The sequence below is a fragment of the Natrarchaeobius versutus genome, assembly GCF_041205745.1.
GTDB lineage: Archaea > Halobacteriota > Halobacteria > Halobacteriales > Natrialbaceae > Natrarchaeobius > Natrarchaeobius versutus.
The window spans coordinates 1-12,569 of record NZ_JBGFCC010000010.1 but is presented as its reverse complement, the minus strand read 5'-3'; the positions used below and the strand labels follow the sequence as shown (position 1 = coordinate 12,569).

Annotated in this window: 12 protein-coding genes; 11 read left to right on the top strand and 1 reads right to left on the bottom strand. The window is 66.2% G+C overall.

Annotated features, from left to right (window positions below):
- Positions 1–59 precede the first annotated feature (59 nt).
- Both AB7C87_RS19735 and AB7C87_RS19730 read left to right on the top strand, forming a co-directional pair.
- Entirely contained in the window at positions 60–296 is a 237-nt protein-coding gene (locus tag AB7C87_RS19735) for a PLDc N-terminal domain-containing protein (protein ID WP_369731225.1), read from the top strand.
- A gap of 49 nt (positions 297–345) precedes the next feature.
- Positions 346–1,083, top strand: coding sequence for an NAD(P)/FAD-dependent oxidoreductase (locus tag AB7C87_RS19730; protein ID WP_369731224.1), 738 nt, complete (start codon positions 346–348; stop codon positions 1,081–1,083).
- A gap of 221 nt (positions 1,084–1,304) precedes the next feature.
- Here AB7C87_RS19730 and AB7C87_RS19725 read toward each other — a convergent pair whose 3' ends face one another.
- Positions 1,305–2,003 carry a phosphatase PAP2 family protein gene (locus tag AB7C87_RS19725; protein WP_369731223.1) on the bottom strand — a complete coding sequence of 233 codons (699 nt, stop codon included), beginning with the start codon at positions 2,001–2,003 and terminating at the stop codon, positions 1,305–1,307.
- Between the two features lie 112 nt (positions 2,004–2,115).
- Between AB7C87_RS19725 and coaBC the strand changes: the two genes are divergently transcribed.
- From coaBC to AB7C87_RS19680, 9 genes are all read left to right on the top strand, one after another.
- Positions 2,116–3,270 (top strand): bifunctional phosphopantothenoylcysteine decarboxylase/phosphopantothenate--cysteine ligase CoaBC, encoded by a 1,155-nt coding sequence (gene coaBC / locus AB7C87_RS19720; protein ID WP_369731222.1) that lies wholly within the window; start codon positions 2,116–2,118, stop codon positions 3,268–3,270.
- 228 nt (positions 3,271–3,498) lie between these two features.
- Positions 3,499–4,134 carry a DUF7344 domain-containing protein gene (locus tag AB7C87_RS19715; RefSeq protein ID WP_369731221.1) on the top strand — a complete coding sequence of 212 codons (636 nt, stop codon included), beginning with the start codon at positions 3,499–3,501 and terminating at the stop codon, positions 4,132–4,134.
- Between the two features lie 146 nt (positions 4,135–4,280).
- Positions 4,281–4,850 (top strand): hypoxanthine/guanine phosphoribosyltransferase, encoded by a 570-nt coding sequence (gene hpt, locus AB7C87_RS19710; protein WP_369731220.1) that lies wholly within the window; start codon positions 4,281–4,283, stop codon positions 4,848–4,850.
- Between the two features lie 289 nt (positions 4,851–5,139).
- Positions 5,140–6,759 (top strand): ABC transporter substrate-binding protein, encoded by a 1,620-nt coding sequence (locus AB7C87_RS19705; RefSeq protein WP_369731219.1) that lies wholly within the window; start codon positions 5,140–5,142, stop codon positions 6,757–6,759.
- Positions 6,760–7,047: 288 nt separating this feature from the next.
- The gene (locus tag AB7C87_RS19700) at positions 7,048–8,001 is read left to right on the top strand and encodes an ABC transporter permease (RefSeq protein ID WP_369731218.1); all 954 of its coding nucleotides are present in this window, start codon (positions 7,048–7,050) and stop codon (positions 7,999–8,001) included.
- The gene (locus AB7C87_RS19695) at positions 7,998–9,137 is read left to right on the top strand and encodes an ABC transporter permease (protein ID WP_369731217.1); all 1,140 of its coding nucleotides are present in this window, start codon (positions 7,998–8,000) and stop codon (positions 9,135–9,137) included. Before AB7C87_RS19700 ends, AB7C87_RS19695 begins: the two co-directional genes overlap by 4 nt.
- Complete coding sequence (locus tag AB7C87_RS19690; RefSeq protein ID WP_369731216.1) at positions 9,137–10,405, top strand: ABC transporter ATP-binding protein; 1,269 nt, start codon at positions 9,137–9,139, stop codon at positions 10,403–10,405. Before AB7C87_RS19695 ends, AB7C87_RS19690 begins: the two co-directional genes overlap by 1 nt.
- Entirely contained in the window at positions 10,402–11,796 is a 1,395-nt protein-coding gene (locus tag AB7C87_RS19685) for an ABC transporter ATP-binding protein (RefSeq protein WP_369731215.1), read from the top strand. The genes AB7C87_RS19690 and AB7C87_RS19685 overlap by 4 nt, the downstream gene beginning before the upstream one ends.
- 117 nt (positions 11,797–11,913) lie before the next feature.
- Positions 11,914–12,435 carry a DUF7974 family protein gene (locus tag AB7C87_RS19680; RefSeq protein WP_369731213.1) on the top strand — a complete coding sequence of 174 codons (522 nt, stop codon included), beginning with the start codon at positions 11,914–11,916 and terminating at the stop codon, positions 12,433–12,435.
- The last annotated feature ends 134 nt before the right edge of the window (positions 12,436–12,569 follow it).

Genomic DNA, 12,569 nt, shown 5'->3' with positions numbered 1-12,569 from the left:
ACGCGCCGCTGGGACGCCGTTCACAAAGTATTTACTTTGCTGATAGAAAGTCACCGCTCGTGCCCTCCGAAATCACACTGGGATCCGCAGGTATCGTGTTACAGTCCGGTGGTGCGGGTCTCATCGGATTGTTCGCTCTCCTGACGTTGATCGTCACGATCGCCCTGATCATCTGGACGTACATCGACGCCCAGGAGAACAGCAGTCACCCGGCGTTTCTCTGGGCCATCGTCGTCTTCTTCGCTCCCATCCTCGGGGTCGTCTTGTACCTCCTGTTGGGGCGAGACCGGCTCTGATCAGACTCGAGACGTGAACATTTATACGATCGATACGAAACGACGACCGATGAGAGACGTCTGCATCGTCGGCGGGGGCGTTTCCGGCCTCGCCGCGTCGATTTTCACCGCTCGAGCGGGACTGGATACGATCGTCCTCGACGGCGGGGAGCCGATCCTCGCTCGGAACGCCAGCCTCGAGAACTACCCGGGCTTCCCGGATGGCCTCGACGCCCGCCGGTATCTCGAACTGGCGCGCGAACAGGCCCGCAATGCCGGTGTCGCCTTCGAACTCGGGCGGGTGACGAGCGTCGAACTGCGAGACGAAGACGACCTCGAGGCGGGATTCGTCCTCGAAACCGAGGGTGGGGATCCGCTCGAGGCTCGCCGCGTGATCGCGGCGTCGTGGTCGGACAGCGAGTACCTGGTGCCCCTCGACGTCGGGCGCATCCAGCGGGGAAGCAAACACTTCGTGAGCGTCGACGACGGCGGACGGACGGCCGTCGACGGCGTCTACGCGGCGGGGAGGCTCGCGGGAGAGCCCCATCAGGCGATCGTCGCCGCCGGCCACGGCGCGAAAGTCGGCCTCGCGGCCATCCACGACTCCGACGCTAACTTCTATCACGACTGGGTCGTCCCCGAGGGATACTTCACCGGCCGGGACCGCGACGTGCCGCCGGGCTGTGCGGAGATCGACGACGACGAGCGCCGCGAGCGCGACGAGCGGGCCCGGGAGACGATCCTCGAAGCGTTCGCCGATCCACTCGACGAGCGGCCGACGATGCACCCGAGCGTCGATCGGGACTGAGACGGTTTACTGTCAGTCAGTTCCGGCACAACCGCCGCCCGGGTCGCGGTCGCAACGGTGGACTCGCTGCACTCCTCCACCGAGACTCGTCTCACACGGTTCGACTCACCGCCGGGACATCGGGACAGGAATCCGTATGAGACGGCCCGGATCAGTTGGTCGTTCTCTCGCCGGGACAGCACTCCCTCGAAGTCTCGTGAGCAGACGGGCGCACTCACCCGTTAGCGTGGGAGCACGGACGAGCGCCAGCCGACGAGTAACCCGACCGATGCCACGAGGAGTGCGACTCCGTGAGAGAGGGGCCCGCCCGTCAGGATGAAAAAGAGGGCGAACCCGGACGCGAGGCCGAACGCTGTCGTGACCCGATCGACCGGCGTTCGATCGAACAGGGCCGTCGCTACGAGCAACAGTGCGGCCCCGAGTGCGGCGCCCGCGACGACGTCGACGAGGTAGTGGACGCCGAGGGCGACGCGGGTGAACGAGACCGTGGCGACGATGGCCCCGGCGACGGCGAGCCGTCCGCGGCGAGTTCCGACCGCGAGGACGGTGGCGAGTCCGACGTAGACGACCGTCGTATTGACGGCGTGGCCGCTCGGAAAGCCGTAGCCCGCCGCGAACGCCGTCGCCTCGTAGACGGGTTCGACCGGCCAGGGAAACAACGCGGCCTCGAGTAACGGTTGATCGGGGCGGGGCCAGCCGAACAGTTCCTTGAGTCCCTTGTACAATCCCATGCCGGCCAGCCACAGCCCCGTGACGGCGGCGATCCCCTCCCGTCGGGGGCGATCGTGCCAGTAGAGCGTCCCGAGCAAGAGCGCCAGAAACCAGGCGTCGCCGAGCTGGGTGAGCAGGGCGAACGCGACCGCGAGCCACTCGGGGACGTGTCCTTGCAGGAGGTCGAACTCGCCGATTCCGCGGGACATCGGGGAACCTACGGCGGAGGCGAGTGAAAAGACTTCGCCGAGCGAACGCAGACGGCACCGACCGGCGCCCGCCTCGCTACGCTTAACACGCCGCCGTGAGAAGGGCGAACGAATGCTCGAGGGAGTCAACGTCGTACTCGGGGTGACGGGCTCGATCGCCGCCGTCAAGACGGTCGAACTGGCCCACGAACTGCGACGACGCGGCGCCGAGGTTCGCGCGGTGACGACCGATAGCGCGCGCGGAATCGTCCATCCGTGGGCGCTCGAGTTCGCGACGGACGCAGACGTCGTCACGGAGATTACGGGCGCCGTCGAACACGTCTCACTCTGTGGGTACGACGGCTGGGCGGACGTCCTCCTGATCGCGCCGGCGACGGCGAACACGGTCGGCAAGATCGCCGCCGCGGTCGACGATACACCGGTGACGACCTGTGCGACGACCGCCCTCGGCGCGGGGACGCCGGTCGTGATCGCCCCCGCGATGCACGAGCCGATGTACGATCACCCCGGCGTACTCCGCGCCATCGAGACCGTCGAGGAGTGGGGCGTCGACTTCGTGGAGCCACGCATCGAGGAGGGGAAAGCCAAGATCGCGAGCGAGGAGGCCATCGTCTGCGAGACGGCTCGAGCGACCGGTGAGCGACCGCTCGAGGGGAGACGGGTCGTCGTCACCAGCGGCGCGACGAGCGAGTCGATCGATCCGGTCCGCGTCCTGACCAACCGCTCGTCGGGGAAGATGGGCCGGGCCGTCGCTCGTTCGTGTTACGTCCGCGGCGCGGACGTCACCCTCGTCCACGACGGCGAGGACGTCCCCTACGCCGACGTTCGCCCGGTCGAGAGCGCCGCGGAGATGCTCGAGGCGACGCGGGGGGCGTCTGCGGACGCCGACGTCCTCGTCTCCGCGGCGGCGATCGGCGATTACACCGTCCAGACGAGCGACGAGAAGATCCGCTCGGGCCAGGAACGCACGCTCGACCTCGAGCCGACGCCGAAGCTGATCGACGAGGTTCGCAACGAGCGGCCAGCGTTGCCGATCGTCGGCTTCAAGACGGAAACGTCGGGTGACGAGGCGGCGATGATCGAGAAGGCCCGCGAGGCGATCGACCGGACGGATCTCGCGTTCGTCGTGGCCAACGACGCGAGCGTGATGGGCGACGAGCAGACGCGGGCGCTTCTGGTTCACGGAAACGACGCGGCCCGCTACGAGGGTCCGAAAGCCGGCCTGGCCGAGGAGATCGCCGACTCGATCGCCGTGATGTTTTCGTAGCCCCAGATTCGCCACGCGCCGAGTTGGGGCGGTTGTGCGGTCGACGCGTACTCGGCCCGATGAACCCATCGACGCGTACCTCGTCCGGGTTGGGACCGCCGCCGACTCGTCGTTTCGCCGGCTCCGAGGGGTCAGGAGAATTATATAGGTGGCGTTCCTGCCACGAAATAATGGGTGTACGAACGGATACGGAACCGAGTGTGGGACGTCAGAGGGGGGTGAGACGTGGTGGCCCAACAACACCACAATAAGGCCCGAAACGCGGCGGAGGCCACCGACGAGGACGACCGCGAGACCGGACTCGAGGCGGAATCCGAGGATCTCTCGAAAGGCGAGATCTTCGAAGTTCTTCGCAACCAGCGTCGGCGCTACGTTCTCCACTACCTGAAACAGGACGAACGTCCCGTCGAACTCGGCGATCTCGCCCAGCAGGTGGCCGCCTGGGAGTACGAGACGACTCTCGAGGGCGTTACGCCCGAACAGCGAAAGCGGGTGTATACGACGCTCCAGCAGACGCACCTGCCGAAGATGGACGAGGCCGGTATTCTGACGTTCGACTCCGACGAGGGCGTCATCGCCGGAACCGACCGGACCCGTGACATCAGCGTTTACCTCGAGATCGTCCCCGGTCACGAGTTCGCCTGGCGGGAGTTGTACCTCTCGCTCGGCGCTGTCGGCTGTGCGCTCGTCGCCGCGCTCTGGCTCGAGATCTATCCGCTGACGGCGCTGTCGGATCTGACGTGGACGGGAATCGTCTCGATTACGATTACCGCGACGGCGGCCGCACACATCTACCACGAACGCCACATGCGCCTGGGTCACGGCGAGCAACCGCCGGAACTCAGCTTCGGTCGCGACGAGTGAGACGGGCTGTCAGTCAGCTCTGGCCCCGTCCTGCGGTCGCATCGGGAGAGCGCCACGGCGTTCCGTACGATCGGTCACACTGACGGCTGGGTGAAACCGCTCGCTCGGATCGTCACATTTTACTCCAATACCGACCGACCCACGACATGGATCAGTTGAAGCGGTCGCTTCTCGAGGCGCCGATCATCGAGAAAAACGGCTATCACTACTTCGTTCACCCCATCAGCGACGGCGTCCCGAAGCTGGATCCGACGCTGTTGCGCGAGATCGTCATCCGAATCATCCGCAAGGCGAGACTCGAGGAGGTCGACCGGATCGTTACGCCGGCGGCGATGGGAATTCACATCTCGACGGCCGTCTCCCTGATGACCGATATCCCGCTTACGGTCATCCGCAAGCGCGAGTACGGCCTCGAGGGGGAGGTGGCAATCGCCCAGCAAACGGGCTACTCGGAGAACGAGATGTACATCAACGACGTCCGCGAGGGTGAGCGCGTGCTCGTCCTCGACGACGTGCTCTCGACCGGCGGCACGCTCGCGTCGGTGCTCGACGCGCTCGACAGGATCGGAGCGGAGGTCGTGGACACGGTGGCGGTCATCAAGAAAGTCGGCGGCGAGAACAAAGTCGACGACGCCGGCTACCACGTCAAGACGCTGATCAACGTCGACGTCGTCGACGGCGAGGTCGTGATCGTCGACGAGGACGGCGACAGCTGATTCGGCCCCCTGGAAATCAGCATCGACGAAACCACAGGCGGGTAGTGGATTTGTCGGAACACGGTCACAGCAATTCGTCCGATACGCTCCGGCGTCCCGGTCTCCCGTCACGACCACGACCCGTCCCCGCCGTAGTGGAATCGACGGACACCGGTTCGTCGGACTGCGGCCGGCGGTCGGGCCCCGTTTCGACGCGATTTCGTCGTCGAACTGAGCGAACGGTCGGAGCCACTGGACGACCGGTGGACGGACACAATTGATATGTCCGCCGGGTATCAATCGATGAGACATGGGCTGTCGGAAGGGGATCGGCGAGCGGGTTGGACGACGAACGATTCTGAGCGGATTCGGGACAGCGGGGGCGATCGGCCTTGCGGGGTGTATCACCGCCGAGAACGGTCACGGGGCTACAGAGACCGATCCACCGGAACTGATCCAACGTGGGTTCGAGGCGGCGGACGTCGAGGCGCCGTTCGAGACGACGATTTACGCGAACGCGGAAAACGACGAGCGAAGCCGGTGGGCCCAACTCGTCCAACACGAACTGAACGAGACGGGGCTGTTCGAGGTGGATTTCGAACGGCTCGAGTGGGGGAGCTACGAGCAGTTGTGCCTGAATATGGCGGACAACGAGGAGAACTGTCTCATCACCCTCGACATCAGCGGGGGGTGGGATCCACACACCTACGTCAACTTACTCTTTCACTCCGACCACCGGTCGCCAAACGGCTTCAACTTCAACCACTACACCGACGGCCGGACCGACGACCTAATCGATTCCGGCCTCGCCGAGAGCGATCCGGAGCGACGCGTCGAGATCTACCGCGAACTGCAGGACCGGCTCGCGACACAGGTACCGATATCGATCGTTCGATCCGGCGAGGAGACGACGATCTACCGGTGTGACGCCGTCGACGACTGGCGCCAGTACCCGTTACCCGGAAGCGAGTACGAGGCGGTGTACGCACCGTACGGCGGAGAGTACCTCGAGTCAGAGGACGGCGCGGAGTTCGTCGTCGACCTTCCGGCGACGGTCTCGAACCCCGATCCGATCCGGATGAACGACACCACTTCGAGCATGGCGACGACCCCGATCTACGAGGGGTTGCTCGCGGTCGACTTCGAGGGGACCGTCCGACCCTGGCTCGCGACCGACTGGGAACAACTCGATCCGACGAGCTACCGATTCGAACTCAGAGCGGGCGTCGAGTTCCACAACGGCGAAACGCTCGGCGCCGAACACGTCCGTGCGACGTTCGAGCGCTACGCCGGGACGCCACGCGAACCGGACGTCTACGACTGGTACGACGAGACCGTCGTGATCGACGAGACGGAACTCGAGATTCACCTCTCCCGGGAGTACGGGCCGTTCGAGGCGAGCGTCGGCATTCCGATCGTCCCGCTGGCCGCGAGCGAGGGAGAACTCTCCCTGAGCGAAAATCCCGTCGGAACCGGCCCCTATCGGTTCGACGAGTACGCCGACGGCGAGTACTGGCGACTGCAACGGTTCGACGACCACTGGTTCGACGGCGACGAAACCGTCCCCGCCCGTCCACCGGTCGAGACGATCACCATGCGAATCATCACCGATTCGGCGGCCAGACGCGCCGCCCTAGAGGCCGGTGAACTCGATCTCGCAACGCAGGTTCCGGCCGAGGACGTCGTCGACCTCGCGGCGGAGTCGGAGTACTGCGTCGAGCGATCCGCCGCCGGCTCGGTCGACTTTCTCGTCTATCCGACGTATCTCGAACCGTTCGCGAACGCCGACGTTCGCCGTGGTATCGACGGCTTGCTTCCTCGCGAGACGATCGTCGACGTGGTCTACGCCGGTCTGGGAACCGTCGCGTCCACGCCGATCCCGCCGCTTCTCGAGGAGTACGCCGTCGACGGGATCGATACTGATCGATAACCACCACCGCTCCCGTGGCGTTTCCTGGGACCTCGACGAGGTATTCTCGAGGCTTCGGCGACGGTCTCTGGAATTCTCGGCGACGTTCTCTCGGGGCCTTAACCAGGGACTCTCAGGTATCGTTAAGTGATCGACTTTCGTACTGATTGCTGGTCGAACTGATTTCCCCTACCGGAACGCGACGGCGAGTGTGGCGTTCCGTCGCGGGAACCTCGAATTTCGCGACCGAGGCGATCGTCTTCAGGCGGTCGCACGCGAGACGCCGCCGTCCCTTCGAGACCGCAGACTATGTCGATCACCCGATACACACTCAGACGCGCGCTGACGGCCGTGCCGGTACTGGTCGGTGCGACGGCGATTACGTTTTCGCTCGTCCACCTCGCGCCGGGCGATCCGATCGATTTCCTCGTCGGATTCGATCACGTCGATCCGGAAACACGGGCCGCGCTTCGGGCCGAGTACAACCTCGATCGACCGCTCTGGCAACAGTATCTGCTGTGGCTCGGCGACGTCCTCACCCTCGAACTCGGCGAGTCGCCGATCACCGGCCGCGACGTAAGCGAGACCGTCGCGGCTCGGCTCCCGTATACGGTCGCACTCGGCGTCGCTTCCTGGACTGTGTCGCTCGCGATCGGCGTGCCACTCGGGATTGTCGCCGCGATCAAACAGGGGGAACCGGCGGACGAGGCCAGCCGAATCGCCGCACTCGTCGGCATCGCCACGCCGAACTTCTGGCTGGGTCTCGTCCTCCTGTCCATCTTCGCCGTCCACCTGGGCTGGGTTCGGGTCACCCCGCCCGACGCACCGCTCGCGAGCCTCGAGATGGTGTGGTTCATGGTCCTGCCGACGATCACGCTCGCCACCGCACTGGCCGCAATCATCACTCGCCTGATGCGTTCTTCGATGCGCCGGGAACTCGACCGGGAGTACGTCCGGGCCGCTCGAGCGAAGGGACTGCGCGAACGGACGGTGATCCTGAAACACGTCCTCCGTAACTCCTCGACGGCGGTGGTGACGGTCGCTGGCTTGCAGATCGCGTTTCTCGTCGACGGGGCAGTCGTCGTCGAGTACGTCTTCTCCTGGCCGGGGATGGGGCAACTTCTCGTCGAAGCGATCGGCCGGCGGGACGTCCCGGTCCTCCAGGCGAGCGTGTTGCTCATCGCGGTCGCGACGATCGTCGCCAATCTGTTCGTCGACGTCGCGTACGCGATCATCGATCCACGAATCCGACACGACCGATGAACGAGGGTACCCAACGACGAGGACGCATCAGAATCGACGGCCTCGAGGAGCACCTGTCCGCCGACCGATCCGACAGTGACCGGACCGACGCCGATCGATCCGCGGGCCACCGCGACGCGCCCGATCGCCAGATAGTCGCGCCACGCACCGGACGGTCGACCTCCTCGGCGTACACCGGTCGATCGGCGCCGGCGCCTCGAGACGGTGTCAACACGCGAACCGTCCACAGCCGGACTCGATTCGAGGAGGCCTGGCGTCGGTTTCGATCGAATCGGACGGCGATGCTCGGACTCGCGATCGTCGCGGCGCTGTCGGCGCTCGCCATCTTCGCGCGTCCGATCGAGTTCTCTACGCTTGGTTACACGATCACGCTCCAGCCGTTCTCGCTCGCGCCGTACGACCCGAACGAACTGTACGTCGGACCGTCGAACGCCGGCCCTTCGATCGCCCATCCCTTCGGGACCGACTGGGCGGGCCGGGATCTGTTCTCACGCGTCCTCGTCGGCGGGCGATACAGCCTGAGCATCGGCGCGTTGGCCGTCGCGCTCGCGCTGTGTGTCGGCATCCCGCTTGGCGCGATCGCGGGATACTTCGGCGGCTGGGTCGACGAGACGATCATGCGGCTCGTGGACATGCTGTACGCTTTTCCGTTTCTCGTCCTCGCGATCGCCGTCGTCGCGATTCTGGGACAGGGGTACTGGAACGTCGTCCTCGCGCTCGTCGTCACCGGCTGGCTCACCTACGCCCGCCTGCTTCGCGGCGAGGTGCTCTCGATCGTCGAAACCGACTACGTCGGCGCGTCGCGGGCGCTTGGCACCCCACACCGGACGATCATCGCGCGCCACGTCGTCCCCAACGCCGTCGCGCCCGTGATCGTCCAGGCGACGCTCAACGTGGGTTCGGTCGTCATCGCGGCCGCGGCACTTGGCTTTCTCGGCCTCGGCCTCGAGCCGGGAACCGCCGAGTGGGGGGCGATGCTCGCCCAGGGGCGGTCGTCGCTTCTCCGGGGGAACTGGCACGTCACCGTCTTCCCCGGCGTGGCGATCTTCCTGTTCGTGCTGGCGATCAACCTCGTCGGCGACGGGCTCAACGACGCCCTCGAGTCGCGAAACGGACGCGAACGGAGGTTGCGCTGATGGCGCTACTCGAGGTGGAGAACCTGACCGTTCAGTTCTACACCGAAGACGGCGTCGTCCGCGCGGTCGACGGTCTCAGCTACGAGATCGAGGCCGGCGAAACGTTCGCGATGGTCGGCGAGAGCGGCGCCGGCAAGAGCGTCGCCAGCCTCTCGCTTTTGGGCCTGATCGACGACCCCGGCGAGATCGTCGCCGGCGAGGTTCGGTTTCGGGGACGGAACGTCCTCGAGTTTCCCCCCGAGGAGCTCCGTCAGCTCCGTGGAAACGACGTCGCGATCGTCTTCCAGGACCCCGAAGCGTCGCTCGATCCGGTCTACACGGTCGGCGAACAGATCGTCGAGACGATGCGCGCCCACGGGGTCGCCTCCGGCCGGGAGGCCCGCGAACGGGCGATCGACCTCCTGGAACGCGTCGGGATCGCCGACGCCTCCTCGCGCTACAGCGACTATCCCCACGAACTCTCCGGCGGAATGGCTCAACGAGCCCTCATCGCCGTTGCACTCTCCTGTGACCCCGACTTATTGATCCTCGACGAGCCGACGACCGGACTCGACGTCACGATCCAGGCCCAACTGCTCGAGTTACTCGAGGAACTCGCGTCGTCGTTCGAGACGGCGATTCAGCTCGTGACTCACGATCTCGGGGTCGTCGCAGAGTGCTGTGACCGCGTTTTGGTGTTGTACGGCGGCCGTGCGGTCGAACGCGCCCCGGTCGAAGAGCTGTTTTACGACCCCGCACACCCCTACACCGCCGGACTCCTGGCGTCGATTCCCCGGATCGGCGACGGACGGGATCGGCTCCCGTCGCTCCCCGGCGGACCGCCCGACCCGATCGAGGTGCCGACCGGCTGTCGGTTCCACCCGCGCTGTCCGTACGCCGAGGACGTGTGTCGGGTCCGCGAGCCGACGCTCGTCGACACGGAGATCGCGACCGCGACGGACGCGACGCGGGACGCACACGTCGCGGCCTGTCACGAGCACACCGACGACCTCGAGGGCGGACTCGGCTACGAGGTCCGGGTCGTCGACGACTCGTCGGCCGTGGATGGAACCGATTCGGACCGTCTCGTTGGCGACGGCGCCGACGAGAGCGGCGAACCCACCGCCAGCGAAGAGCGTGACGCCGGGGGCGGCGAACCAACCGCCACCGAAGGGAGTGACGCCGGGAGCGCCGAACCTATCGCCAGCGAGGGAGACGACGCCGACGACTGCACGGACGTCACCCGCGAGACGAAATCCGACGAGCGACCCGGTGAGGGGATGCGATGACGGAGGGCGAACCGCTGATCCGGGCCGAGGGCCTCGAGAAGCGGTTTTCCACCAGCGACGGCCTCCTCGAGCGACTGTTCGGCCGCGGCGAGACGATCCGCGCGGTCGACGGCGTCGACCTCGAGATAGTCGAGGGTGAGACGCTGGGACTCGTCGGCGAGAGCGGCTGTGGAAAGACGACGCTCGCACGGCTTCTGGTCGGTCTCGACGACCCCTCGGCGGGATCCGTCGACTACCGGGGTAGTGCCCTCGCGGATCTCGGGAGACGCAAGCGACGGGAGCTGCGGACGAACGTCCAGTACGTCTTCCAGAACCCGTTTTCGAGCCTCAACCCCCAGCTTCCCGTCGGCGAGATCGTCGGCGAACCGCTCGAGGTACACGGGATCGTCCCGCCGGATCGACGCGACGACCGGATCGCCGAACTGCTCGAGACGGTCGGGCTCGAGCCCGCTTACGCGAACCGCTACCTGACCGAGTTCTCCGGTGGTCAGCGCCAGCGGATCGCCATCGCCCGCGCGCTCGCCGTCGAACCGGAGTTTCTCGTCTGTGACGAACCGGTCACGGCGCTCGACGCCTCCGTCCAGGCGCGAATCCTCAATCTGCTGTCGGACCTCCAGGCGGAGTTCGGCCTCTCGTATCTGTTCGTCAGCCACGACCTCTCGGTCGTCGAGCACGTCGCCGACCGAATCGCGGTGATGTACCTCGGTCGGATCGTCGAACGTGGCTCGCCGATACAGCTCTTCGAGGGCGACACCCACCCCTACACCGAGGCGTTGCTGTCGGCGATCCCCGAACCCGACCCGCTCTGGCAGGGCGACCGCGTCGTCCTCGAGGGCGACGTGCCGTCGCCGGCGGACCCGCCGTCGGGCTGTCGGTTCCACACGCGCTGTCCCAAGGTGATTCCGCCCGCGGCGTACGACATCGAATCCGACGCGTTCCGTGGCGTGTTGTCCCTGCGTCTCGATCTCGAGGATGCCGTCACCGACGGCGAAGACGCGACCGATCCGCGCGAGGCGCTTCGGTCTCCGGTGACCGAGGCGGCGGAAATCGACCGCGTCAACGGGAACTCGGCCGATTTCGACTCGAGTGACGACCCCCTTCTCGAGACGGCCGCGGCGATCAGGGAGGCCTACGACGTTCCGCAGACGCTGGCCGACGAGGAGGCAGACGCGGAACTTTCGAGTGTACTCGAGGCGATCGTGTCTGGGAACCTCCAGACGGCGCGTTCACGCCTCGCCCAGGCGTTCGAGACGCCGTGTGAAACCGATCGACCGGAGTCACGGACAGTCGACGACTCCGGGAGCGTTCGCCATCGGATCGCCTGCCACCGGTTTTGCGATCGGGTCGACGACGAAGCGAACGAGGCACTCGAGGGACGCGAGAGGCAGTGATCGTGGCGGCTGGACGAGACGCTCGAGGGACAGGCAGTGACCGCGGCGGCTCGACGAATGCGAGTGACGGTCAACGACCGGAGACGATTTTAGCCCGGCCTGTGAACCGCCGACTCGATGCGCCGGATCTACGAGTCCCGAGCGCTCGAGCGCTCGGCGGACGATCCGTTCGTCCCGAACGCCGGCGACGAGCGCGACCCGCGGACGATCGACTGGGAGGCGTTCAGCCACGCGTTCGTCCCGACGGCGATCCGAACGCGGGCGATTTCGGTGGCCGTCTCGACCGACCGCGAGGTGTACGCTCCCGGCGAACCGATCCGGATCGCCGTCGAGTTTCACAATCCCCTCCCGTTTCCGATCCGTCTGCGGACCGACTCGCCGAACGTCTGGCGCTGGGCCGTCGACGGCCACGACGCCGCGTCGAGAATTTCTCGTGACGTCCCCGAACGCCCCTCGACGTTCTCGTTTGCCCGCGGCGAGTACAAGCGCTTTCACCGGACGTGGCCCCAGCGCCTTCGAATCAGCGACGCCGAGTGGGAGACGGTCGATCCCGGAACCTACACCATCGAGGCGGGCGTCACCCGCGACGACGCCGCCGATCGCGGACTGACGGATCGGACGACGATCGACGTTCGATGACCTCCCTTCTCGAGACGATCCCCGCAGTCGGCGGCCGTCGTTCGCGTGCCCGGGCCGCTCGAGTATCCGGGCTGTTCGAGTCCTGCTCTCGAGTATCCGGGCTGTTCGAGTCCTGCTCTCGAGTATCCGGGCTG